Source organism: Microbacterium sp. K35, assembly GCF_004794375.1.
Taxonomy (GTDB): domain Bacteria; phylum Actinomycetota; class Actinomycetes; order Actinomycetales; family Microbacteriaceae; genus Microbacterium; species Microbacterium sufflavum.
Genome location: NZ_SSDM01000161.1, coordinates 1 through 23,954 on the forward strand (window position 1 = coordinate 1; position 23,954 = coordinate 23,954).

The window sequence follows — 23,954 nt, forward strand, 5'->3', positions numbered from 1 at the left end:
CAGCGCGGAGGGGACGGCCACCGGGCCGGTCGCCTCGGCGCTGCAGCGCGAGCGGGTGCGGTCGCACATCGAGACGGCGATCGCCGAGGGTGCGCGCGTGCTGACCGGCGGCCTCGATATCGTCGAACCGACGGCCGGCGGCGCCTACGTGCAGCCCACGATCTTCGCCGATGTGACACCCGACATGAGGATCTTCCACGAGGAGGTCTTCGGTCCGGTGCTCACGATCACTCCGTACGCCACGGTCGATGAGGCTGTCGACCTGGCGAACGACAGCGTGTACGGCCTGTCGGGCGGCGTGTGGTCGAGCGACCCTCGACGCGCCCTCGAGGTCGCGCTGCGCATGCGCACCGGCACCGTCGGCATCAACGGCGCCGGGCTCGACGTGGGGGCTCCCTTCGGGGGGTACAAGCAGTCGGGCGTCGGCCGGGAGTGCGGCGTGCACGGGTTCGAGGAGTTCCTCGAGCTGAAGTCGGTGATGGGCGCCGCCGCCCTTCTCGACGACCACTCGTGACCGGTAACAAACCCGAAACACCGCCGACACGAGGCAATAAAGAGCAATTCATAATATTCAATGAGTTGGAACCCGCCCGAGGGTTCCGTGAAGAGAGGACACCCATGAGACGCAGCATCGTAGCCGCGGTCGTCGGCGTGACGGCACTCGCCCTGACCGGCTGCGCCGGCGGGGGAGACGGGTCAGGAGGCGGAGCGGTCGAGAAGGCCACCATCGCCATCGCCGCCGACCCGGGTTCGCTCAACCCGATCACGAACGCGACGCAGGCGGGGCAGGAGGTCTCGGCCTACCTGTACGAGACCCTCATGTCGTTCGCCCACGGCAAGGACGCCGAGGGCCTGCTCGCCGAGAGCTGGACGGAGTCGACGACCGAGGTGTCGTTCGTGCTGAAGGAGGGGATCGTCTGCACGGACGGCTCCGAGCTCACCGCCTCCGACGTCAAGGCCTCGTTCGACTACGCCGCAGACCCCGAGACGGCATCGCCCTACTCCGGCGTCTACTTCCCCGCCGAGGGCCTGACCGTCGAGGCCGACGACGCCTCGCGCACCGTCACGTTCACCAGCGCGCAGTCGCAGAGCTTCCTGCTCAGCAACATCGGCCAGATGCCGGTCGTGTGCGCGGCCGGCATCGAGGACCCCGCGTCGCTCGACACCACCCCCGTCGGCACCGGCATCTACACGCTCGAGGACTCCTCGCCCGGGCAGACCTACACGCTCGCCCTGCGCGACGACTACACGTGGGGTCCCGGCGACGTCACGAGCGACACCGAGGGGCTGCCGAAGACCGTCGAGCTGGAGGTCGTCGACACCGAGCCCACGCGCGCGAACATGCTCCTGTCTTCCGAGATCAACGTCGCCGAGGTCGGCGGCACGGATCGCGACCGGCTGGAGAGCGGCGATCTGTTCACGATCGACGTGCCCGCCCGTCCCGGCCTGATGTTCTTCAACCAGTCGGAGGGACGCCCGACCAACGACCTGCTGGTGCGGGAGGGCATCGCCGGCGGCATCGACCGCGACGAGGTCGCCTCGGTCTCCACCGGTGGACGCGGCGAGCTGATGACCTCGCTCGTCTCCTCGTTCACCGCGGTGTGCGTCGGGGCGGATGCCACCACGTCGCTGATCGGCTTCGACGCCGACGCGGCGGCCGCATCGCTCGACGAGGCCGGCTGGACCGTGGGCGCCGACGGCGTGCGGGAGAAGGACGGCGCGAAGCTGGAGCTCACCTTCGTCTACCCGTCCACCGAGGCGCAGTCGGTCGTGGCCGGCATCGAGCTCATCCAGCAGCAGCTGGGCGAGATCGGCGTCGAGGTCACTCCGGCACCGTCGTCGTCGTACACCGACGTCATCTTCCAGGGCGGCGACTGGGACCTCATCTGGGCCCCGATCTCCACCACGCTGCCCTCCACCTGGGCCGGCATCCTCTCGGGTCCGTTCCCCCCGGACGGCGGCAACTGGACGTACAACACCAACCAGGAGTTCTTCGACCTGACGGCCGAGGCGCAGCAGCTGGCCGGCGAGGACAGCTGCGACGCGTGGACCGCCGCGCAGGCCTCGGCGATCGGTAACCTCGAGGTGATGCCGTTCGCGGAGTCCACGAGCACGCTGTACGGAGCGGGCGTGGAGTTCGAGGTCACCACCAACGGACTGCTGATCCCGACGAGCCTCCGAGGCTAGGAGCCGCATGCTGGACCACGCGTCCGCCAGGACGGACACCGTGGCGGTGTTTCTTCGGAAGCGCCGCCACGGCAACCCCTGGCTGAGATTCCTCCTCCGCCGCGCGCTGCGCATGCTGGTGGCGATGTTCGTGATCATCGCGGTCGCGTTCTTCGTGCTCAGGGCATCCGGCGGCGACCCCGTGCGCGCCGCACTCGGCGCGACGGCCGACGAGGCCGTGGTCCAGGCCCGGCGCGATCAGCTGGGTCTCAACGACCCGCTGATCGTGCAGTTCTGGAACTATCTCACCGGCATCCTCCAGGGTGATCTGGGCTCGTCCCTCATCACCGGACGGTCGGTGTCGGAGCTCGTGCAGAACCGTCTCCCGGCCACCCTGGAGCTCGCCGGCATCTCGTTCGTGATCGTGCTGCTGGTGGCCGTGCCCGTGGGCCTCGGCATCGCGATCCTCACGCAGGGCAACCGACGCCGCGGCGTCGAGGTGACGTTCACCGGCATCACCGGCGTGATCGCCGCGATCCCGGAGTACCTCCTGGGCGTGGCACTGGTCGTGATCTTCGCGGTGGGGCTGCACTGGTTCCCCGTGGCCGGACGCTCGGGCCCCGCGTCGTACGTGCTGCCGGTGCTGGCCATGACGGTCGCCTCGTGGGCGTCGCTGTCGCGCATCGCCCGCGTCGAGGCGCTGAACACGCTGTCCGACGACTACGTGCGCACGGCCCGCTCCAAGCGCATCCCCGCGGCGTGGGTGTACTTCCGCCACGCGCTGCCCAACATGCTCACCGCCACGCTGACGATCGGCGGCACGCTGCTGTCGACCATGGTCGCCTCCAGCGTGCTCGTGGAGAAGGTGTTCAACTGGCCGGGTCTGGGCTCGGCGTTCGTCGACGCCATCGCCACGAAGGACTACGGCATCGTGCAGGGTCTCGCGCTCGTGTACGCGGCCATCATCCTCGTCATCACCCTCGCGGTCGACATCGTGCTGTCGCTCCTCGACCGGCGCACCACCCTCCTGGAGACGACCTGATGCGCTCGATCCTCACCTTCCTGCGCAACCCGCTCGGCGCGATCAGCACCGTCATGGTGCTCGTGCTGGTGTTCCTCGCGCTGTTCGCCCCGGAGATCTGGGGCGCGCAGGCGAACCAGACCGACACGTCGGCGCTGCTGCAGGGACCCAGCGCCGCGCACCCGCTCGGTACCGACGGCCTCGGGCGCGACCTCCTGCTCCGCACGGTCGTCGCCGCACGGCTGTCGCTGGGGATGGCGCTGATCGCCACCGTCATCGGCCTCGTCTTCGGTCTGCTGCTCGGTGCCCTCCCGTCGGTGCTCGGACCGCGGGTGCAGCGCCTGTTCAGCTCCGTCATCAGCACATGGCTGGCGTTCCCGGTGCTGCTGGTGGCGATGCTGACCGTGATCCTGCTCGGGCCCAGCTCGTCGTCCGCCGTGATCGCGCTCGGCCTCACGATGGTGCCGTCGTTCGCCCGCCTCGCCCAGACGCTGTCGTCGCGCGTCGGCGGATCGGAGTACCTGGCGGCGGCGCGCATGATGGGCGTCTCGCGCGGACGGCAGTTCACGCGCTACGTGCTGCCGAACATCGCCGAACCCATCATCGTCAACGTCACCCTGTCGATCGGCGGCGGCCTGCTCGCGCTCTCCAGCCTCAGCTTCCTCGGCGTCGGCGTGCAGCCGCCGGACTACGACTGGGGCCGCATGCTCAGCGAGGCGTTCGACCAGGTGTACACCAACCCGACCGCGGTGGTCGGCCCCGGAGTCGCCGTCGTGTTCGCCGGCGTGGCGTTCGGCACGCTGGGCGAGTCGCTCGCCGCGCACCTGCGCAGCCACGGCAAGGGCAGCGTGCTCTCCCGGCGCAAGCTGGGCTCCGCGCCGCGCGTCGAGGCCCGCGAGCGGGTGGCCGACGACGCGCTGCTCGTGGTCGACGGCCTGTCGGTCTCGTTCCCCTCGCCGTCCGGCTGGGTCCGTCCTGTGCAGGACGTCTCGTTCTCGGTCGCACCGGGGGAGATCGTCGGCGTCGTCGGCGAGTCCGGCAGCGGCAAGTCGGTGGCGCTGATGGCGGTCGCCCAGCTGTCCGCCGCGGGCGCCGCCGTGACCGCGCAGGAGTTGCGCTTCGACGGCGACGACGTGCTCGACCTGCCGCCCGCCGTGATGAAGAAGCGGCTCGGCACGAAGATCGGCGTCGTGTTCCAGGATTCGCTCACGGCGCTCAACCCGGCGCTGCGCGTGGGCACGCAGCTCGCCGAGATCCCGCGTTTCCACGCCAGGGATGCCCGTGGCGCCGCACATCAGAAGGCCGTCGCCGCGCTGAAGGACGTCGCGATCGACGAGCCGGAGCGGCGCTCCCGGCAGTTCCCGCACGAGTACTCGGGCGGCATGCGGCAGCGCGCGCTCATCGCGATGTCGCAGATCGGCAAGCCGCGACTCATCATCGCCGACGAGCCCACCACGGCCCTCGACGTCACGGTGCAGCAGCGTGTGCTCGCGCTGCTCCGCCGCGAGTGCGAGGAGACCGGGGCGGCCGCGATCGTGGTGTCGCACGACATCGCCGTGCTCGCCGAGCTGTGCCAGCGCATCCTGGTGATGTACGCGGGACGCATCGTGGAGGACGTGGATGTGCGCCTGCTCGCGACGCCCGAGAAGCTCGCGCACCCCTACACGCGTGCGCTCGCCGAGTCGCTGCCCGACCTCGACACCGATCGCACCCAGCCGCTCGCGACGATCCCCGGCGAGCCGCCGGACCTCTCGCTGCCGCTCGTGGGCTGCGGGTTCGCTCCGCGCTGCCCGTTCGCGACCGAGCAGTGCCGCGCGGTCACCCCGGAGCCGGTGGCCCACGGTCACGGCGGTCGCGTGGCCTGCTGGCACCCGCAGGACGGCGTGCCGATCGAGGGCATCCTCGGGGAGCCGGTCGTGCTCACCGGGTCGCAGACCACGCAGACCACGCAGGAGGTGCGCTGATGGCCGAGCTCGTCGTCGACGATCTGGTGGTGACCTTCGGGCACGGCGACTCGTCGTTCAACGCCGTGGACGGCGTGTCGCTCACGGTGCCGCACGGCAGCATCGTCGGACTGGTCGGGGAGTCCGGCTCGGGCAAGTCCACCATCGCGCGCGTCATCGCCGGTCTCCAGCCGGCCACGGCCGGACGCCTGCTGCTCGACGGCGAGGAGCTGCGACCGGCGACCGGGCGGCAGCGCCTCGCGCGCGCCCGCGACGTGCAGATGATCTTCCAGGACCCGTACTCCTCGCTGAATCCGCGCATGACCATCGGCGACACGCTCGACGAGGCGCTCGCGCTGCACGGCAGCGGCAACGCCAAGGCGCGCGCCGACGGCGTGAAGGAGCTGTTGCGGCTGGTGCGCCTGAAGCCGGGCACGGTCGACCAGTATCCGTCTCAGCTGTCCGGCGGCATGCGGCAGCGCGTCGCGATCGCCCGCTGTCTGGCCGTGAAGCCGCGGCTCATCATCGCCGACGAGATCACGTCGGCGCTCGATGCGTCGGTGCAGGGTGCCGTGCTGAACCTGGTGCGCGATCTGCAGCGCGAGCTGGAGCTGTCGGTGCTGTTCATCACCCACAACCTCGCCGCCGTGCGGTACATCGCCGACACCACGGCCGTGATGCGCAAGGGGCGGATCGTCGAGCACGGCGACGCGGACGAGATCGTGTCGAATCCGCAGCACGCCTACACGCAGTCCCTCGTCGCCGCGATCCCGCGCATCCAGAACGCCGGCACCGACCACCTCCTGCACGCGATCGGACACTGATGACCCTGCTCCACCCCACCACCGGTCTGCGCGACGACGCCCGCGATCTGCTCCCCGGTCTGGTCGGCCTGCGCCGCGCGATCCACGCCGATCCGGAGCTCGGGCTCGAACTGCCGCGCACGCAGCGGCGGATCCTCGATGCGCTCGAGCCGCTGGGCGTCGAGGTGACCCTCGGCGCGGGACTGAGCTCGATCGCCGCCGTCATCCGCGGCGCGCATCCCGGCCCGACCGTGCTGCTGCGCGCCGACATGGACGCACTGCCGCTCACCGAGGAGACCGGTCTCGACTATGCCGCCACCGGGGAGCGCATGCACGCGTGCGGACACGACCTGCACGTGGCGGGTCTCGTCGGCGCGGCGCAGCTGCTCGCCGCCCGTCGCGACGAACTGCACGGCGACGTGCTCCTGATGTTCCAGCCGGGCGAGGAGCTCGGCGACGGTGCCACCCGCATGCTGGCCGAGGGACTGCTCGACGTCACCGGCTCGCGGCCGGTGGCCGCGTTCGGCATCCACGTGGTCCCCGGTGAGTTCGGGGTGTTCTCCACGCGACCCGGTGCGCTGATGGCGGGCGCGATCGAGGTGGAGGTCACGATCACCGGGTCCGGGGGACACGCGTCGGCCCCGCACCTCACGCGTGACCCCGTGCCGGTGGCCGCGGAGCTCGTGACGGCGCTGCAGGCGTTCGTCACGCGGCGCTTCGACGTGTTTGACCCGGTGGTGCTGAGCGTCACACAGCTGCACGCCGGCGGACCCGCCCGCAACATCATCTCCGAGACGGCGTCGCTCGTGGCGTCGGTGCGCGTGCTCTCGCACGAGAACAGCGCCCGCGTGCAGACCGAGATCCCCGCCCTGGTGCAGGAGATCGCGGCGGCGCACGACTGCACGGTCGAGGTCGACGTCACCATCCTGTGCGCGCCCACCGTGAACGACCCGCAGGCCGTCGCGCACGTGCGCAGCACCCTGAGCGGCCTGTTCGGCGAGGAGCAGGTGTGGGAGACCGCACACCCCGTGATGGGGTCGGAGGACTTCTCGTTCGTGCTGGAGCAGGTGCCGGGCGCGTTCCTGTTCCTGCGCGCCACCCCCGCCGAGGTCGACCTGGAGACGGCGTCCCCGAACCACTCGCCGACCGTCGTGTTCGACGACGCGGTGCTCGCGGATCAGGCCGCGGCGCTCGCCGCCCTCGCCCTCGGCCGCCTCAGCGCCTGAGACCTGCCTCAGGCCGTCAGGAACGCGCGGAGGTCGGCGTTCAGCTGCGCCGCGACCGCCGGGTCGCTGTACATCATGTGCCCGGCCCGGTACCAGTGCGAGGTGGTGCGTTCGCGGGGCAGGCCGAAGTGCCGCAGCAGATGGTCGGCGGCCCCCACGGTGGTCAGCGCGTCGTACACGCCCGTGCCGAGGAAGAGCCGCGCGTGCGGGTTCTGCTTCATCCACCGCGAGAGCCGCGCCGGGTAGGGGTAGGTGTGGAACGGCGACGGTCGGCCGTAGGTGGGGAACGCGGCGCCGCCCTGCTCCTGCCAGTCCCAGTCACGGCCGGCCTCCGTGTCGACGACCCGGTACGGTCGCGCGGAGTCGTCGCCGAAAACGTCGAGCCGCAGACGCGACAGCCCGGTGACGTAGCGCGGGGAGAGCGCGGTGTCGGCGGGGTCGTGGCCGAGCTCGCCGACACGGCGGTCGGCGGCGGGGGCACGGTAGCGACTGTCCGTGACGCCCAGCACCTGGCCCTCGAGCAGCCGTTCGCGGAAGTCGGTCTTGCTGATCCACAGTCGGTCGCGCACGAGCTCGTCGGCGGGGAGGCCGATCATGGCGGACAACCGCGCGGCGACCGCGTCCCGGTCGCCCGCCGGCAGCTCGTCGCCCTGCAGCATGGCCGCGGCCAGGTCGCCGCGCGCGAAGTCGAGGGCGTCCGCGATGGCGCCCTCGACCGTGGCGTGCCCGCGCGACCCGGCGCCGTGGTACCAGGCGGTGGCGGCCTTGTAGGGCAGGTTGGCGAGGGCTCCGATGATGCTCCCCGGCCGGTCCTGCGTCTCCTGGATGTTCACCGCCTGACCGAGCAGCGCGATCCCGGCCAGGGGCGCCGTGTCCATGCTGTGCGGGTTCGTCGCCAGGAACGCCGCGCGCAGCGTGCCGTAGCTCTCGCCGAGGAAGTACGTGGGCGCGTCCCAGCGGCCGTGCCGGTCGCGCCAGTCGCCGATCGCGACGGCGACCGCGTCGGCGTCGCCCTCCACGGTGCGGAAGAGCGAGCGGTCGGCGTCGTCCGCGAACGTGCCGAAGCCGGTGCCCGGTGCGTCGAGGAACACGAGGTCGGCGACGTCGAGGATGCTCGACGGGCTCTCCTCGATGCCGTACGGCGGCTGTCCGGCGTCGCCCGGGTGCACCGGGACGCGCGCCCGCCACGGTCCGATGCCGCTCAGGTGCAGGTAGATCGACGAGACGCCGGGCCCGCCGTTGGTGAGGAACAGCACCGGCCGGCCGGGTGCGTCGACCGTATAGCTGAACGCCGACAGCGTGCCCTGCGGCGTGCCGTCGGAGCGCCGCAGCGGCAGCTCCTCCACCCGCGCGACGTACTCCCGCTCTCCGAGTCGGCCCGTCGTCTCGCGTGCGCTCATCAGCGCGCGGTGGCGTCGCGGTAGAAGTCGTCGAGGTCGCTCTTCATGCGCACGACGGCATCTTCGTCCACGAACGTCATGTGGCCGGACTCGTAGAACGTGAAGCGGATGTTGTCGCGCAGCGCGGGGGCGAGGTACAGGTGCGCCACGTCGACCTCCGGCCCGAAGAACGGGGTCGCGAGGTCGTAGTACCCGCCCATCACGAACACGCGGAGGTTCGGGTTGCGCCGCACCGCCGCCGACAGGTCGAGCGACACGTCGGGCACGAGCTGGGGGGCGTCGACGCCCGGCGCCTTGTGCTTCCAGTCCCAGGCCCGCGAGATGGGCATGTTGTGCAGGTGCCGGTAGTGCAGGTCGCTGGTGTAGCCGATGTCGTCGACGAGGTGCGCGCGGTAGGTCGACAGGTGCGCGCTGTTCACCCCGGCGGTGGCGGCGTCGTCGGTGGCGGGGTCGTGCGAGCCGCCGCCCACCACGTACTGGTGCTCGGCGGTGAAGCGGGTGTCGAAGCGGCCGATCACGCGACCCTCGTCGGCGAGCAGCGCGTAGCGGTACTGCTCCATGCCGATGCGGAAGTGGTGCTTCTTCAGGTAGTCGGCATCGAGACCGACGAGGGCGCTCAAGCGCGCGGCGACCTCGTCTTCGACCTCGGACGGGATCAGGTCGCCCTGCAGCAGGGCGGCCGCGAAGGGTCCCTGCGCGAAGGCCCTGGCCTCCACCAGGAACGGCTCCAGCTCGGTGTGCTCGGTGCGCGCCCTGCCGTGATACCAGGCGGTCGCGGCGAACGAGGGTAGCAGGTTGATGTACTCGCGCGGACCCCCGAGGTTGCTCTCGCCCCAGTTCAGCACGGTGGACAGCAGCACGACGCCGTTGAAGTCGAGGCCTTGGTTCTGCAGGCGGTGCACGAGGGATGCGGCGCGCGTGGTGCCGTACGACTCGCCGAACAGGAACCGCGGGGCGTTCCAGTTGTTCGTGAGGGTGAGCCACCGGGTGATCGCCTTCGCGAACGCGTCGACGTCCTGGTCGACGCCCCATACCTGCGCGGGCGCGGTGTCGCCCAGCAGTCGCGAGTAACCGGTGCCGGGGGCGTCGATGAAGACGAGGTCGGACTCGGTGAGCAGCGTGTGCGGGTTGTCGCCCCACGCGTAGGGAGCGGGTGGGGTCGCCTTCGGCGTGTTGGTGGGGGTGCGCTTGACGCCGAAGCCGCCGATGTTGAGCCACAGGCTGGCGGAGCCGGGTCCGCCGTTGAACAGGAAGGTCACCGGGCGCGGCGCAGCGCCCTCCTCGCGGTCGGCCACGTAGGACGTGTAGAAGACGCTGGCGAGCGGGGTGTGCTCGTCGTCGCGCACGATCACGGTGCCGGCGCCCGCCGTGTAGTCGAGTGTGCGTCCAACCGCCGTGATGCGGTGGCGGCGCGAGGTGAACGTCTCGGTCGCTGCGGTGTCGGCGGCGGGGGTCTGCTCGGTCACGGGGCTCCCTGGGAGGCTGGCAATGAGTGAATTGAATATATCTTAATCACTCGCTCGCGTGCCGCGCGAGGAAGTCGTACACCTCGTTGTCGTCCACGCCGGGGAAGGCGCCGCGGGGGAGCGGCGAGAACATGTGCGTGTGCACGCGGGCGCTCGGCCACGCCCGCCCCTGCCAGCGCTCGGTCAGCTCGGTCGAGGGGCGCCGGCAGCACGCCTCGTCGGGGCAGGTCGACACGGCGCGGTCGCTCGTCTCCCTGCCCCGCCACCAGCGGGCGTCGTCGAACGGCACGCCGACCGTGACGGAGAACTCGCCGTCGGTGGAGGAGCCGGTCTGGGTGGAGCACCAGAACGTCCCGGACGGGGTGTCGGTGTACTGGTGGTGCTCGACCGTGCGGTTCTGCTGCGTGAAGGCGGAGCGCGCCTGGAACTTGCGGCACACGCGCTGGCCCTCGACGGCGCCGGTGACGTCCATCGGCAGCGGCAGCCCGTCGTTCTCGTAGACGCGGGTGATGGCTCCGGTCGAGTCGACGCGCAGGAAGTGCAGCGACATGCCCAGGTGCTGCGTCATCAGGTTGGTCATCCGCATGCCGGCGGCCTCGTGCGTGACGCCGAAGCCGTCGCGGAAGTCCTCGACGGCGAGGTTGCGGTCCTTCTTCGCCTGCTGCAGGAAAGCGACGGCGGCGGTCTCGGGCATCAGGCAGCAGGCGGCGAAGTAGTTGATCTCCAGGCGCTGCTGCAGGAAGTCGGCGTAGTCGGTGGGCGGGGTGTGCCCGAGCAGGCGGTGGGCCATGGCCTGCAGTGCCATCGAGCGCAGGCCGTGTCCGCCGGGGATGGAGGCGGGCGGCAGATAGATGCGGCCGTTCTCGAGGTCGGTGACCGAGCGGGTGGAGTGCGGCAGGTCGTTGACGTAGATGAGCTCGAAGCCGAGCTTCTCCGCCATGATGCTCACGGTGCGGTGGGTGAGGGCCCCCTGCGTGTGCCCCGCCGCCTTGAGCTGTTTCTCGGCGAGCTTCTCGATCTCGGGCAGGTAGTTGTTCTGTGCGCGCATCCGCAGCCGCAGCTCGGTGTTCGCACGCCTGGCCTCCTCGGGGGTCGCGATCGCCTCGCGCTCCCTCCGCTGCAGCTCGTTGTGCAGCCCGAGGATCGACTCGATGGTCTCGTCGCTCATGCCCTTCGTGACGCGCACGGGAGCGACGCCGAGCTGGCGGAACACCGGGCTCTCCTGCGCGCGCTCCAGCTCGATCTCGAGCGCCGCACGGCGGTTGGGCGGCTCGCCGGAGATGAGGTCGGTGACCTCGGTGCCCGTGGCGTGCGCGATCGCCTGGAGCAGGGAGAGCTTGGGTTCGCGCTTGCCGTTCTCGATGAGGCTGAGCTGCGAGCCGGCGACCCCGACGACGGCGCCGAGCTCGTCGAGCGTGTACCCCTTCTGCAGGCGGTGGTGGCGGATGCGGTGACCGAGGGTCGTGAGGTGGAGTCCGGAGGGCGGCATGGTTTTGAGTGTAGCGAAAGAACATCGATTCTTTCGGCCCGATTTGTCCGAAAGTCGGGGTGGAGGCGGAAGAAGATAGGTGCAACGCCCCACACTTCTAAGGAGCAGTCATGGCCATGGCCGAAGTCATCACCCCCCGCACGTCTCCCGTCGCGACGATGCGCACGTTCGGCACGGCCCCCTCCTCCGACACCCCCGCGATGGCCGAGCTGCTCGCGTGGGTCGAAGAGATCCGGGCGCTCACCCAGCCCGACGCCGTGCACTGGGTCGACGGCTCCCGCGCCGAGAACGACTGGCTGCTGCGCGGGCTGGTCGACGAGGGCAAGCTCATCAAGCTCAACCCGGAGTGGCGTCCCGGCTCGTACCTCGCCCGCTCGCACCCGAGTGACGTCGCCCGCACCGAGGGGCGCACCTTCATCGCCTCGGAGCGCGAGGAGGACGCCGGTCCCACCAACAACTGGGCGGACCCCGCCGAGATGCGCGCCACCATGACCGAGATCTTCGCGGGCTCGATGCGCGGTCGCACGATGTACGTCGTCCCGTTCTCGATGGGTCGCGTCGGCGGACCGCTCTCGCACATCGGCGTGCAGATCACCGACAGCGCCTACGCGGTCGCCTCGATCGGCATCATGACCCGGGTGGGCGACGCCGTCACCCGCCAGATCGCGGAGGGGGCGCCGTGGGTCAAGACCGTCCACTCGGTGGGCGCTCCGCTGGCCGCGGGCGAGCCCGACGTCGAGTGGCCGTGCAACGACGAGAAGTACATCGTGCACTTCCCCGAGACGCTCGAGGTCTACTCGTACGGCTCGGGCTACGGCGGCAACGCGATCCTCGCGAAGAAGTGCTTCGCGCTGCGCATCGCCTCGGTGATCGCCCGCGACGAGGGCTGGCTCGCCGAGCACATGCTGCTCATCCGCGTGATCGATCCGCAGGGCACGGCCTACCACGTCGCTGCCGCGTTCCCCTCGGCGTGCGGCAAGACGAACCTCGCGATGCTGCGTCCGACGATCCCGGGATGGCGGGTCGAGACGCTCGGCGACGACATCGCCTGGATCCGTCCGGGCGAGGACGGGCGTCTGTGGGCCATCAACCCCGAGGCCGGCTTCTTCGGTGTCGCGCCGGGCACGGGCGAGTCCACCAACGTCACGGCCGTCGAGACGCTGTGGGGCAACACGATCTTCACGAACGTCGCGCTCCGGCCCGACGGCGACGTGTGGTGGGAGGGGCTGACCGACGAGGCGCCCGCGCACCTGATCGACTGGGAGGGCAACGACTGGACGCCCGACTCGGGTCGTCCGGCGGCGCACCCCAACTCGCGCTTCACGGTGTCGGCGGCGCAGTGCCCGCAGATCTCGGAGGACTGGGAGGAGGCCGTGCCGCTCGACGTGATCCTGTTCGGCGGGCGTCGTGCGAGCAACGTGCCGCTCGTGGTGGAGGCCACCGACTGGACGCACGGCGTGTTCCTCGGCTCGAACATCTCGTCCGAGCGCACCGCGGCGGCCGAGGGCACCGTGGGCGAGCTGCGCCGCGACCCGTTCGCGATGCTGCCGTTCTGCGGCTACAACATGGCCGATTACTTCGGGCACTGGCTGAAGGTCGGCCGCAGCGTGCGCTTCGACCGGGCGCCGCGCATCTTCCAGGTCAACTGGTTCCGCCGCGGTGCGGACGGCCGCTTCCTGTGGCCCGGCTTCGGCGACAACTCCCGCGTGGTCGATTGGATCATCCGCCGCATCTCGGGCGCCGTGCCCGCCGTCGACAGCCCCATCGGACGGCTGCCGCGTGCGGAGGATCTCAACCTCGACGGGCTCGACCTGCCGGCGGAAGACCTGGAGGAGCTCTTCTCGGTCGACCCGGAGGCGTGGAAGGTCGAGGCCGACCTGACCGAGGAGTTCTACGACACCTTCGGCGACCGCGTGCCCGCGGCGCTGCGCACCGAGCTGGCCTCGCTGCGCTACCGGCTCGCGAAGGCGTCGTAGCCCCCAGACCGGTGCCGGTTCGGGGGAGCCGGCACCTTCGGGCCCCCGTGGCCCCCAGACCCGCGAAGGCGGGGCGTCGGAGACGAACCCATGGCTGAGTGGTCTCCGGCACCCCGCCTTCGCGTTGCCCGTTCGAGTGCGGTCAGGCGAGGAGCTGGTGACGCGCGAGGTCGCGGTACAGCGGCGTCGACTCGACCAGCTCCGCGTGGGTGCCCTGGCCGACGACCGTGCCGTCCTGCAACACGACGATGAGGTCGCTGTCGACGACCGTCGACAGCCGGTGGGCGATCACGACGAGGGTGCGGTCGGTGGACGCCGCCTCGATGGCCTCGCGCATGCGCTGCTCGTTCACGCCGTCGAGCGACGACGTGGACTCGTCCAGCAGCAGGATCGGGGCGTCCGTGAGCAGTGCGCGCGCGATCGCGAGGCGCTGGCGCTCGCCGCCCGACAGCATCACGCCGTCCTCGCCGACCGGGGCGTCCACGCCGAGGGGGCTGCGTTCGAGCACGTCGCCGAGGTTCACGGCGCGCAGCACCCGCTCGCAGTCGGCGTCGCTGGCGTCGGGCGACGCGAGGCGCAGATTCTCGGCGAGGGTGCCGGCGAGGGTCGGGGCGTCCTGCTCGACGTAGCCGAACTGCGCGCGCAGCTCCTCCCGCGGGTAGGTGCGGGCGTCGTGGCCGTGTACGCGGATGGCGCCGCCCGTGGGGTCGTAGAAGCGCTCGATGAGCGACAGGATCGTGCTCTTGCCCGCGCCGCTCGGACCGACCAGCGCCACCCGGGCGCCGCGCGGCACCGCGAACGATACGCCGCGCAGCACCTCGTGATCGGCGGCCTCGGCGTCGGCGGGCACCGGCTCGGCGGAGTCGAGGTGAGCGTCGGCGAGCAGATCCTTGGCCGCCTGCGCCGCGGCCTGTCGTGCGGCCACGACGTTCGCGGGGTAGCGGAAGCGCACATCGCGGAACTCGATCGCGGGCGCCGTGGGGTCGTCGGCCTCGCGGGGGATCGAGGCGGCGGTGGCGGCGTCGTCCTGCGACTCGGTGGGCAGGTCGAGCACCTCCTGGATGCGGCCGAGCGCGCCGAGGGCCTGGTTCACCGAGGTGATCGCCCCGAACGTGGTCGCGAGCGGCATCACGAGCAGGAACAGGAACATGATGAACGCGATCAGCGAGGCGATCGTGATGGCGCCGGCGGCCACACGGAACCCGCCCACGCCCAGCACCACCAGGAGCGACAGCTGCAGGGCGATGCCCGAGACCGGCACCACGAGAGACGAGATCTTGGCGATGCGCACACCGATGCCGTAGGCCTCGGCGGCCCGGTCGGAGACGGCTGCGGTCTCGCGCTCGGTCGCCCCCGAGGCGCGGATGGTGCGGATCGAGCCCACGGCACGCTCGACGCCGGAGGCGAGTTCGCCCACCTTCTCCTGCTGGGCGGTCGACGCGGTGCGGATGCGGCCGCTGAGCGACACCACGACCACGACCGAGACGCCGATCACGACCACGATGAGCAGCAGCAGCACCGGATCGATCAGCAGCATCGCGACCAGGGCGCCCACGAACAGGACCGCGCTGCCGACCGCATCGGCGAGACCCTGCGTGAGCACGGCGTACAGCAGGGTGGTGTCGGTGCCGACGCGCGAGACGAGGTCGCCGGTGCGGCGGGCGTCGAACTCCGCGGTGGGCAGGTGCAGGATGCGCGCGATGAGCTTGCGCCGGCTGGAGTACACCACGGCCGTTCCGGTGCGCTGCAGCAGGTAGTGCTGGAAGCCGGAGATGATCGACGACACGATCACGAAGCCGACCAGCAGCCACACCAGGACTCCGATCGTGCCGTCGGTCTGCACGGCCTCGATGACCTGGCCGACCAGCACCGGCTGCACGAGCGAGGTCGCCGCGCCGATGACGCTGAGGATCGCGACGACGATGAGGGTGCGCTTGTGCTCGAACAGGAAGGGAAGGAGCTGACGGAAGGTGGCGCGAGGGCCGTCGGGCTGTGCGCCCCGGCGGCGTCGGCGTGCTGTCGCCGTGGTGGACATGCGGGACCTCGATCTGGAGAGGGGGGTACTTCGACCGTACTCGGGGGCCGGTCGCTTCCTATGCGGCTGCTGTATGCACTCAGTGGCGCCCGAAGCGGCGATGCGCGGCCTGCTTGGTCACGCCCAGGGCGCTGGCGATCGCCTGCCACGAGTAGCCGTCGTTGCGCGCGCGGCGCACCTGCGCCTCCTCGGCGCGAGCGATCTCGATGCGGAGCCCGGCCAGGCGGTGCAGCTCGGCGAGCGGCTCGCCGCCCTCGGCCTGGGCGATCGTGATCGTGTTCATCGGACACCTCCTGCGTCAATGATCATTGACGCGCACCACCGTTGTCAATCTCTGTTGACGCACGGTGTCCACAGATCGCGAACACTGCGCGTGCGCGCCACATGTGATCACGGGGGCATGGGCAGATCACCCGCCACCCGCTGCGCCGCCTGATCCCGCGCATCTGGACGCTGCGCGAGGAGGTCTCCGCATACGACGCCGGCTCCGTCGCGCCGGCGGAGGCGCTCGGCGTCCCGCTGCTCACGCTCGACCGCCGGCTGGCGAAGACCGCGGCGGGGTACTGCGACGTCGTCGTCCTCTGAGCGCTCCCGCGTGCGGACGGCGGCCCGGAGACGCGGAAACGGCCGCACCTCGCGGGGAGGGCGGCCGTTCCCGGGTGCGTCGTCGGGCGCTCAGAGCTCGGCGGAGGCCGCCAGCCCCAGGTCGTCCTCGTAGTCGTGGTCCTTCGTCTCCGGCGTGAAGATCAGCGCCACGAAGGTGAGCACGGCCATCGAGGAGAGGTACACGCCGACCAGCCACGGCTCGCCGCCGACCGCCGCCCACAGTGCCACGGCGATGAACGGGGCCACGGCCGCGCCGAGGATCGACGACACGTTGTAGGCGATCGCGGAGCCCGAGTAGCGCACGTTCGTCGGGAACAGCTCGGGCAGCAGCGCGCCCATCGGGCCGAACGTCGTGCCCATGAGCATGAACCCGAACACCAGGAACGCCTGCGTGAGCGCGCCCGTGAACTTCGGGTCGGCCTGGGGCAGCAGGAAGAGGTTGAACGACAGGCCGAACACCACGATGAGGCCCGTGACCCACAGCAGCAGCTTGCGGCGGCCGATGGCGTCGGCGATCGGACCCGACAGCAGCGTGAAGATGCCGAAGAACACCACGCCGATGATCTGCATCAGCACGAAGTCGGTGTAGCCGAAGCCGAGCCCCGGGTAGAACTGGGCCGCGAACGCCGTGGGGTCGAAGTCCTTGCCGGTCGCCTCCGCGGCGGCGCGGGCGGCGGCCGACGCGGTCTCCACGTCGGCGGCCTTGGTGCCGTACGTCAGGGTGAAGTTCGTCATCAGGTAGAACAGCACGTAGGTCGCCAGCATGATGAACGTGCCGAGGATCAGCTGCTTCCAGTGGTGGCGGAAGACGGTGGCCAGCGGCAGCTTGCGGATGGCGCCGGTCTTCTCCGCCTTCTTGAACGTGTCCGACTCGACCAGGCGCAGGCGCACCCACAGGCCGATGATGACCATGACGGCCGAGAACAGGAACGGCACCCGCCAGCCCCACGACAGGAACGCCTCCGACTTCAGCGCCGGGTCCTCGGGGTGGGGCAGGGCGAAGTTGATGGCGAGGAAGATGCCGTTCGCGATGATGAACCCGAGGGGCGCACCCAGCTGCGGGAACGACCCGTACCAGGCGCGCTTGCCCTTCGGGGCGTTCTCGGTCGCGACCAGCGCCGCGCCCGACCACTCGCCGCCGAGCGCGAAGCCCTGGGCGAGGCGCAGCACGAGAAGCAGCAGCGGCGCGACCCAGCTGATCTGCTGGAACGTGGGCAGCAGGCCGATCACGAAGGTCGCGATGCCCATCGTGAGCAGGGACGCGACGAGCGTCGCCTTGCGGCCGAACTTGTCGCCGAAGTGGCCGAACACGACTGCGCCGATCGGGCGGGCGACCATCGCGGCGCCGAACACGGCGAACGACGACAGCAGCGAGGCGGTGTCGTTGGTGCTGGGGAAGAAGAGCGTCGGGAACACCAGGACCGCTGCCGTCGCGTAGACGTAGAAGTCGTAGAACTCGATGGTGGTGCCGACGAGGCTCGCGGTGATGACGCGCGAGCGGGGATTCGCGGGGGCGGGGGCGCTGCTCATGGGGTCTCTTTCTCGGATGTCGCCGCTGGTATACCAGGGACCCGGGCGAGTCTACGCCTTCCTGGGAGTTGCCTGAACGCGGATGACGGCTCCCGGCCCCGGCCGTGCGCCGCCCCGTAGAGTCGGAGCACACGACGCGGAACGCACGACGCGGAGCATACGACGCGGGGGAGCCGATATGACGACGCGGATGCTGCTGCTGGCCGACACGCACGTGCCGAAGCGCGCCAAGCGACTGCCCGACGCCGTGCTGCGCGCGGTCGACGAGGCGGACGTCGTCGTGCACGCGGGCGACTGGGTCGACGAGGCCACGCTCGATCTCCTCGCCGACCGCTCCGCGGTGCTGCACGCCGTGTTCGGCAACAACGACGGCCCCGGTCTGCGCGGCCGGCTGCCCGAGGTCGCCCGGTTCCGGGTGGAGGACACGTCCGTCGCGGTGATCCACGAGACCGGGGGCGCGGCGGGGCGGGAGCGACGCATGGACGCGGCGTTCCCCGACGACGACCTCCTGGTGTTCGGGCACTCGCACATCCCGTGGGACACGGTGACCCCGCGCGGCCTGCGCCTGCTGAACCCGGGGTCGCCGACCGACCGCCGCCGTCAGCCCGTGTGCACCCTGATGACGGTCGTGATCGACGGCGCCGACATCGACGCGACCCTCGTGCCGCTCTCGTGAAAGAGCCTCCCGCCGCCTCCGGCCCCGAGGTCGTCGCGGAGCCGCTGGCCTACCGCGCACCGATGCGCTCGCGCGACGACGCGGTTCCCGACGGCGCCGGAGCCGAGCGCGGTCTCACGCGCGGCCTGGTGGGGATGGGAGGACGGCTGGAGCGGGTGCCCTCGTCGCCGGCAGAGGCGCTGTCGGCGGTGGACGCCCGCTGGGGCGAGCGCGCCGCCCGGCGCCTCGAGCGCTTCGTGGCGCTGCCCGAAGGCACCTTCGTCTGGACCCGCGACGGAGACGGCCTGCTCTGGCTCGGACGGCTCGACGGCCCGTGGTGGTACGACGGTTCGGCGGAGGCCGCGGCGGTCGACCTCGTGCACGTGCGGTCGTGCTCGTGGCTTCCTGCCCCCGTGGGCCCGGCCGTGGCTCCCGCCGCCGTCACCGCGACGTTCGCCCGGGGCGGCCGCAACGGTCAGCGCATCGGGACGCCGGGAGCGGGTGCGGCGACCGCGGCGGTGTGGGAGCGCATGGTCGGCGGATGATCCTCGCGGTCGCTCAGACCGCGGAGGTGCGGGGTCAGCGCCAGACGGGTCAGCGCCGGATGGCGGGTCAGCGCCAGATGACGGGTCAGCGCCAGATGACGGCCATGCCGGCGTTGGCCAGCGCGAGGATGCCGATGAGCCAGAACACGGCAGAGGGCACCGCCTCGCCGCGCTTCTGCCGCGCGGAGCCGATGCCCAGGAGCGCACCGATCACGAGGAGCACCACGAGCTTCACGCCGATCTTGACGTAGTTCAGGTCGTACTCGATGCCCCACGGAGCGGCCAGCGCCAGTCCGGCGACACCGGCGATCAGCAGGCCGTAGTCCATCAGCCGGGTGATCTGCCGCTTGCCGCCGAACGCCTGGGCCGCCCAGGCGCCGAACAGCACCGCGAAGCCGATGAGGTGGACGAACACGACGATGTGGCGCAGGATCTCCATGCCCCTCACCGTACGTGAGGGGGGTACTGCGCCGCTAGCAAGGCCGCCCTGACCTCAGCCGCGCAGCTCCCGGATCACGAGGGCCGTGCGCAGCGCAGCGTCCGCCGCCTCCGCGCCCTTGTCCTCCTTCGAGCCCTCGAGACCCGCGCGGTCCAGGCCCTGCTTCTCGTCGTCGAGGGTCAGCAGGCCGAAGCCGACCGGTCGCCCTGCGTCGAGCGACACCCGGGTGAGACCGTCGGTGGCCGCGGCGGACACGTACTCGAAGTGGGGGGTGCCCCCGCGGATGATCACGCCGAGCGCGACCACCGCATCGGCACCTCCGGCGAACGCGGCCTGCGCGGCCACCGCGAGCTCGAACGAGCCAGGCACCCGCACGAGCGTGTGCGACGCCTGCGCCTCGTCGAGCACCCGCTGCGCGCCCGCGATCAGTCCGTTCGAGATGGTCTCGTGCCACGTACCGGCGATCACGACGACCTTCAGTCCCCGCCCGTCGATGCTCCCGGTCTTCGGTGCTCCTGCGCCGCTCATTCCTCGTCCTTCCCGGCCGCGAGGGCCTGGGCGAGCTCTGCCTCGCCGATGATGTGACCCATCCGGTCACGCTTGGTCTCCAGGTACTGGTGGTTGTTCGGGCCGACGCCCACGATCAGCGGCACCTGCTCCACCACGTCGAGCCCGAGCTCGCGCAGCTGGTTCACCTTGTCGGTGTTGTTGGTCAGCAGACGCACCTTCGACACGCCGAGGTCGGCGAGGATGCCGGCCGCGGCGGCGTAGTCGCGCGCATCGGCGGGCAGCCCGAGCGCGAGGTTCGCATCGACCGTGTCGAGGCCGTCCTCCTGCAGGCTGTAGGCGCGGAGCTTGTTGATCAGCCCGATGCCGCGCCCCTCGTGCCCGCGCATGTAGACCACGACCCCGCCGTCCTGCTCGATCGCGTCGAGCGCGGCGTCGAGCTGCGGGCCGCACTCGCACTTCAGCGACCCGAACGCCTCGCCCGTCAGGCACTCGGAGTGCACGCGCACGAGGGCGGTCTCGCTCAGCTCGCCCGACACGACCGCGATGTGGTCGGTGCCGGTCACGCGATCCTTGTAGGCGAGGAACCGGAACGAGCCGTGCTCGGTGGGCACGGTCGCGTCGGCGCGCAGGCTCACCCGGCGACCGCGGTGCGCGGCCGGCGTCGCCCCCGCGGGGTCGATCTCGTTGAGGTGGGCGATGAGCTGCTCGATCGTGATCACGGGCACACCGTCACGCGCGCCCAGCTCGATCAGTCCCGGCAGCCGCATCATGCTGCCGTCCTCCGCCACGACTTCGGCGATCGCGCCGACCGGTCGCAGACCCGCGAGCTTCATCAGCTCGACGGCGGCCTCGGTGTGGCCGCTGCGCTCGCGCACACCGCCGTCCACCGCGCGCAGCGGCAGCACGTGCCCGGGGCGGATGATGCTCGTCGCGGTCGAGTCGGGGTTCGCGAGCACGTTGAGGGTGCGGGCCCGGTCGCTCGCGCTGATGCCGGTGGTCACGCCGTCGGCGGCGTCCACGCTCACCGTGTACGCGGTGGAGCGGGCGTCCTCGCTCGCCGCGACCATGGGCGGCAGGTTCAGCTGATCGGCCAGGTCCGCGGGCATGGGCGCGCACAGGAATCCGGACGACCAGCGCACGGTCCACGCGACCCACTCGGGCGTCGCCAGCTCCGCCGAGAGCACCACGTCGCCCTCGTTCTCGCGGTTCTCGTCGTCGGCCACGAGGACCGGCCGTCCGGCGCGCAGCGCCTCCAGGGCCTCGGGGATGGATGACAGGCTCATCGCGAGCCCCCTTCCGGTGCGGCGCGGAACGCGAGCAGACGCTCGACGTGCCGCGCGAGGATGTCGGTCTCGAGGTTCACGCGGTCGCCGACCGCGCGGGTGCCGAGCGTGGTGGCGGCGAGCGTCTCCGGGATGAGCGACACCTCGAACCACGGCGCCGCCTCGTCGGGCGCGCTCACGGCGCTCACGGTCAGCGAGGTGCCGTCCACCGAGATGGAGCCCTTGTCGACCACGAGCGGCGCGAGATCGTGGGGCAGGCCGATCCGCAGCACGCTCCACTGCGCACCCGGCCGCACCTCCCGCACCTCGCCGGTGCCGTCGACGTGGCCCTGGACGATGTGCCCGCCGAGCCGCGCGCCCACCGGCATCGCCTTCTCGATGTTCACGCGCGTGCCGACCACGGCCGATCCGATCGCGGCGACGTCGAGCGTCTGCTTCATCACGTCGGCGTCGAACGTGTCGGCGGTCGAGTCGACCACGGTCAGGCACACGCCCGACACCGCGATCGACTCGCCGTGCACGGCGTCGGCCGCGGCCCTCGGCGCGCGCACGGTGAGCCGCCAGCCGTCGCCGGACTCCGCGATCGCCGTGATCTCGCCGATCTCCTCGATGATTCCGGTGAACATCACCAGGCACCTTCCTGCTCGGGGGCGTGGGGGTCTGTGAAGCGGGCGACGGCCAGGAGGTCGGCGCCGAGCGGCACCCACTCCTCGACGGTCAGCCGGCGCGCCTCGTCGATGCGGGAGACGCCGATGTCGGTGAGCGCGAGGCGGCCCCCGCCCAGCAGCACCGGTGCGACGTACGCGAGCACGCGATCCGCGAGTCCCGCCGCGACGAACGCGCTGGCCAGGGTCGGCCCGCCCTCCACGAACACGCTGTGGTGGCCGCGATCGTGCAGGTCGGCGAGCACCGCGGGCAGCTCGCGGGTGTCGTAGAAGAGGGGAGCGTGCGGGTGCCGGTGCACCGCCGCGTGTGCGGGCGTCGCGCGGGCGCCGATCACGACCGGCACGGGCTGCCGCGGGTGGAGGGCGTCACCGTCGCGCGCGGTCAGAGCCGGGTCGTCGGCCAGCACGGTGCCGGTGCCCACGACGATCGCGTCGGCCTCGGCACGACGGCGGTGCACGTCGGCGCGCGCCTCGGGGCCGGTGATCCATCGACTGGAGCCGTCGTCCGCGGCGGCACGGCCGTCGAGGCTCTGCGCCCACTTGACCGTGACGTGCGGGCGGCCCAGGCGCTTCGCGGTGAGCCAGGAGGCGATCAGCGCCTCGGCCTCCGCGGCGCGCACGCCCGACTCCACGTCGACCCCGGCGGCGCGGAGCCGCTCGGCCCCGCCGCCGGACACCTCGCCCGGATCGTCGAGGGCGTAGACCACGCGGGCGACCCCGGCCTCGATGAGAGCCACGGCGCAGGGACCCGTGCGGCCGGTGTGGTTGCACGGCTCGAGCGTCACGACCGCGGTCGCCCCGCGCGCGGCACCCGGCGAGAGCTTCGACAGCGCATCGACCTCGGCGTGCGCGGTGCCGGAGCCGCGGTGCCATCCCTCGGCCAGCACCTCACCGGCGGGGGAGAGGAGCACGGCGCCCACCTGCGGGTTGACCCCGCGGGGGCCGCGGGCGGCGAGCTCGAGCGCACGGTCCATCGCACGCTGCTCGATCGCGGTCACTGCCATCCGTCGTCCTCTCTGCGGCCTCGGGGCTCTCGCAGGGGTGGCGGAACGGACGCACACGCGTGCGCCTCGTGCTGCCTCCCTTCCGGACTAGCGAGGTCACCCTCGCATCACCGTCGGTCCCGGAGTTCCACCGGATCGGCATCCCGATCACTCGAGACGCTCGCGGACTGTCACCGCCGGTTCGGATTCCCACCGACCCCGGAGCACGTTGCTGCTCTGAGTGTACTCAACACGGTCGGCGCGATTTCATTCCGTGGCATGAATCGGCGCGCACTGCGCCGATCTCACTTCAGCAGGCGCGAGAGGCGGCGGTCGGCGAGCACCTTGCCGCCCGTCTGGCACGTGGGGCAGTACTCGAGCGACCGGTCGGCGAAGAACACGCTGCGCACGGTGTCTCCGCACACGGGGCACGCCTCACCGCGGCGCGCGTGCACCTGCATGCCGCGGCGCTTGGCGTCTTTCAGGTCGGCGGGCGGCTTCCCGGAGGCCGCGGCCACCGCCTCGCGCAGCGTCTCCTGCATCGCCGCGAACAGCCGGTCGACCTCGGCGTCGTCGAGCGTCGCGGCGATCGCATAGGGCGACATGCGTGCGGCGTGCAGGATCTCGTCGGAGTAGGCGTTGCCGATGCCCGCGATCACGCCCTGGTCGCGCAGCAGCCCCTTGATCTGCATGCGCCGCCCCTCCAGCAGGCCGGCGAAGTCCGCCCGCGTGAAGGCCGGGTCGAGCGGGTCGGGACCGAGGCGGGCGATGCCGGGCACCTCCTGCGGATCGCGCACGACGTACACCGCGAGCGACTTCTTCGTACCGGCCTCCGTCAGGTCGAACCCGCTGCCGTCGTCGAGCGCGACACGCAGGGCGATGGGCGTCTTCCCCGGCTTGATGAGCGTGGTCGGCAGGGTCTCGTACCAGCGCAGCCAGCCCGCCTTCGCCAGGTGGAACACGAGGTGCAGCTCCGCACCGCACGACAGCACGACGAACTTGCCCAGCCGCGCGGACGCGGTGATCTCCGCGCCGTGGAGCGCCGTGATGGGCGGGTCGTACGTCTTCAGCGCCGCGATGGCCGAGACCGACGCGCGGGTGATCGTGCGTCCGACCGCGCGCTCGCCGAGGAACGCGACGAGTCCTTCGACCTCCGGCATCTCGGGCATGCAGCCATCCTGTCACCGGCCTCCGACGCTGTCACGCCTCGCCG

General features: G+C 71.4%; 21 protein-coding genes and 1 riboswitch. Of the genes, 9 read left to right on the forward strand and 12 right to left on the reverse strand.

All coding sequences use genetic code 11. The features are described from left to right. From DW299_RS05790 to DW299_RS05815, 6 genes are all read left to right on the forward strand, one after another. A partial coding sequence (locus tag DW299_RS05790; RefSeq protein ID WP_136036002.1) for an aldehyde dehydrogenase family protein occupies nucleotides 1-514 on the forward strand: 514 nt, incomplete at its 5' end. 104 nt (nucleotides 515-618) lie between these two features. Continuing rightward, nucleotides 619-2,187, forward strand: a complete 1,569-nt coding sequence (locus tag DW299_RS05795) for an ABC transporter substrate-binding protein (protein WP_136036003.1) — start codon at nucleotides 619-621, stop codon at nucleotides 2,185-2,187. A gap of 7 nt (nucleotides 2,188-2,194) precedes the next feature. After that, nucleotides 2,195-3,208 carry an ABC transporter permease gene (locus tag DW299_RS05800; RefSeq protein WP_136036004.1) on the forward strand — a complete coding sequence of 338 codons (1,014 nt, stop codon included), beginning with the start codon at nucleotides 2,195-2,197 and terminating at the stop codon, nucleotides 3,206-3,208. Beyond that, on the forward strand, nucleotides 3,208-5,151 hold the full coding sequence (locus tag DW299_RS05805) for a dipeptide/oligopeptide/nickel ABC transporter permease/ATP-binding protein (RefSeq protein WP_136036005.1): 1,944 nt from the start codon (nucleotides 3,208-3,210) through the stop codon (nucleotides 5,149-5,151). Before DW299_RS05800 ends, DW299_RS05805 begins: the two co-directional genes overlap by 1 nt. Continuing rightward, a complete protein-coding gene (locus tag DW299_RS05810) occupies nucleotides 5,151-5,954 on the forward strand; it encodes an ABC transporter ATP-binding protein (RefSeq protein WP_136029073.1) in 804 nt (267 codons plus the stop codon). Before DW299_RS05805 ends, DW299_RS05810 begins: the two co-directional genes overlap by 1 nt. Then, the gene (locus DW299_RS05815) at nucleotides 5,954-7,159 is read left to right on the forward strand and encodes a M20 metallopeptidase family protein (protein ID WP_136036006.1); all 1,206 of its coding nucleotides are present in this window, start codon (nucleotides 5,954-5,956) and stop codon (nucleotides 7,157-7,159) included. The genes DW299_RS05810 and DW299_RS05815 overlap by 1 nt, the downstream gene beginning before the upstream one ends. A gap of 8 nt (nucleotides 7,160-7,167) precedes the next feature. Here the strand turns inward: DW299_RS05815 and DW299_RS05820 are convergent, their stop codons facing one another. Genes DW299_RS05820 through DW299_RS05830 form a run of 3 tightly spaced genes read right to left on the reverse strand, consistent with a single transcriptional unit; the run spans nucleotide 7,168 to nucleotide 11,514 of the window. Further along, a complete protein-coding gene (locus DW299_RS05820) occupies nucleotides 7,168-8,559 on the reverse strand; it encodes a S10 family serine carboxypeptidase-like protein (RefSeq protein ID WP_136036007.1) in 1,392 nt (463 codons plus the stop codon). After that, nucleotides 8,559-10,025, reverse strand: a complete 1,467-nt coding sequence (locus tag DW299_RS05825) for a S10 family peptidase (protein ID WP_205814331.1) — start codon at nucleotides 10,023-10,025, stop codon at nucleotides 8,559-8,561. Before DW299_RS05825 ends, DW299_RS05820 begins: the two co-directional genes overlap by 1 nt. A gap of 46 nt (nucleotides 10,026-10,071) precedes the next feature. Next, complete coding sequence (locus DW299_RS05830) at nucleotides 10,072-11,514, reverse strand: XRE family transcriptional regulator (RefSeq protein WP_136029081.1); 1,443 nt, start codon at nucleotides 11,512-11,514, stop codon at nucleotides 10,072-10,074. 110 nt (nucleotides 11,515-11,624) lie between these two features. Between DW299_RS05830 and DW299_RS05835 the strand changes: the two genes are divergently transcribed. Beyond that, nucleotides 11,625-13,490, forward strand: a complete 1,866-nt coding sequence (locus tag DW299_RS05835; protein WP_205814332.1) for a phosphoenolpyruvate carboxykinase (GTP) — start codon at nucleotides 11,625-11,627, stop codon at nucleotides 13,488-13,490. Nucleotides 13,491-13,632: 142 nt separating this feature from the next. On the opposite strand, the gene DW299_RS05840 is transcribed toward DW299_RS05835, so the two are convergent. The 3 genes from DW299_RS05840 to DW299_RS05850 all read right to left on the reverse strand — a co-directional run bounded on the left by DW299_RS05840 (nucleotide 13,633) and on the right by DW299_RS05850 (nucleotide 17,661). Further along, nucleotides 13,633-15,525, reverse strand: coding sequence for an ABC transporter ATP-binding protein (locus tag DW299_RS05840; protein ID WP_136036009.1), 1,893 nt, complete (start codon nucleotides 15,523-15,525; stop codon nucleotides 13,633-13,635). Nucleotides 15,526-15,604: 79 nt separating this feature from the next. Beyond that, complete coding sequence (locus tag DW299_RS05845; protein ID WP_136029086.1) at nucleotides 15,605-15,808, reverse strand: AsnC family protein; 204 nt, start codon at nucleotides 15,806-15,808, stop codon at nucleotides 15,605-15,607. A gap of 392 nt (nucleotides 15,809-16,200) precedes the next feature. After that, nucleotides 16,201-17,661, reverse strand: a complete 1,461-nt coding sequence (locus tag DW299_RS05850; RefSeq protein ID WP_136029087.1) for an MFS transporter — start codon at nucleotides 17,659-17,661, stop codon at nucleotides 16,201-16,203. Between the two features lie 178 nt (nucleotides 17,662-17,839). Here DW299_RS05850 and DW299_RS05855 point away from each other — a divergent pair, with 178 nt between their 5' ends. Both DW299_RS05855 and DW299_RS05860 read left to right on the forward strand, forming a co-directional pair. Continuing rightward, nucleotides 17,840-18,337, forward strand: a complete 498-nt coding sequence (locus tag DW299_RS05855) for a metallophosphoesterase family protein (RefSeq protein WP_136036010.1) — start codon at nucleotides 17,840-17,842, stop codon at nucleotides 18,335-18,337. Continuing rightward, nucleotides 18,334-18,861 (forward strand): hypothetical protein, encoded by a 528-nt coding sequence (locus DW299_RS05860; protein ID WP_206251564.1) that lies wholly within the window; start codon nucleotides 18,334-18,336, stop codon nucleotides 18,859-18,861. Before DW299_RS05855 ends, DW299_RS05860 begins: the two co-directional genes overlap by 4 nt. An 85-nt stretch (nucleotides 18,862-18,946) precedes the next feature. On the opposite strand, the gene DW299_RS05865 is transcribed toward DW299_RS05860, so the two are convergent. The 6 genes from DW299_RS05865 to DW299_RS05890 all read right to left on the reverse strand — a co-directional run bounded on the left by DW299_RS05865 (nucleotide 18,947) and on the right by DW299_RS05890 (nucleotide 23,910). Next, nucleotides 18,947-19,300, reverse strand: coding sequence for a Fe-S protein (locus tag DW299_RS05865; RefSeq protein WP_136029091.1), 354 nt, complete (start codon nucleotides 19,298-19,300; stop codon nucleotides 18,947-18,949). Between the two features lie 54 nt (nucleotides 19,301-19,354). After that, a complete protein-coding gene (ribH, locus tag DW299_RS05870; protein WP_136036011.1) occupies nucleotides 19,355-19,828 on the reverse strand; it encodes a 6,7-dimethyl-8-ribityllumazine synthase in 474 nt (157 codons plus the stop codon). After that, nucleotides 19,825-21,093 carry a GTP cyclohydrolase II gene (ribA, locus tag DW299_RS05875; RefSeq protein ID WP_136029095.1) on the reverse strand — a complete coding sequence of 423 codons (1,269 nt, stop codon included), beginning with the start codon at nucleotides 21,091-21,093 and terminating at the stop codon, nucleotides 19,825-19,827. The genes ribH and ribA overlap by 4 nt, the downstream gene beginning before the upstream one ends. Continuing rightward, complete coding sequence (locus tag DW299_RS05880; protein WP_136029096.1) at nucleotides 21,090-21,719, reverse strand: riboflavin synthase; 630 nt, start codon at nucleotides 21,717-21,719, stop codon at nucleotides 21,090-21,092. The genes ribA and DW299_RS05880 overlap by 4 nt, the downstream gene beginning before the upstream one ends. Further along, entirely contained in the window at nucleotides 21,719-22,762 is a 1,044-nt protein-coding gene (gene ribD / locus DW299_RS05885; protein ID WP_136036012.1) for a bifunctional diaminohydroxyphosphoribosylaminopyrimidine deaminase/5-amino-6-(5-phosphoribosylamino)uracil reductase RibD, read from the reverse strand. The genes DW299_RS05880 and ribD overlap by 1 nt, the downstream gene beginning before the upstream one ends. Nucleotides 22,763-22,827: 65 nt before the next feature. Then, nucleotides 22,828-22,972: riboswitch (FMN riboswitch) on the reverse strand. Nucleotides 22,973-23,046: 74 nt separating this feature from the next. Continuing rightward, on the reverse strand, nucleotides 23,047-23,910 hold the full coding sequence (locus tag DW299_RS05890) for an Fpg/Nei family DNA glycosylase (RefSeq protein ID WP_136036013.1): 864 nt from the start codon (nucleotides 23,908-23,910) through the stop codon (nucleotides 23,047-23,049). Nucleotides 23,911-23,954: the final 44 nt, after the last annotated feature.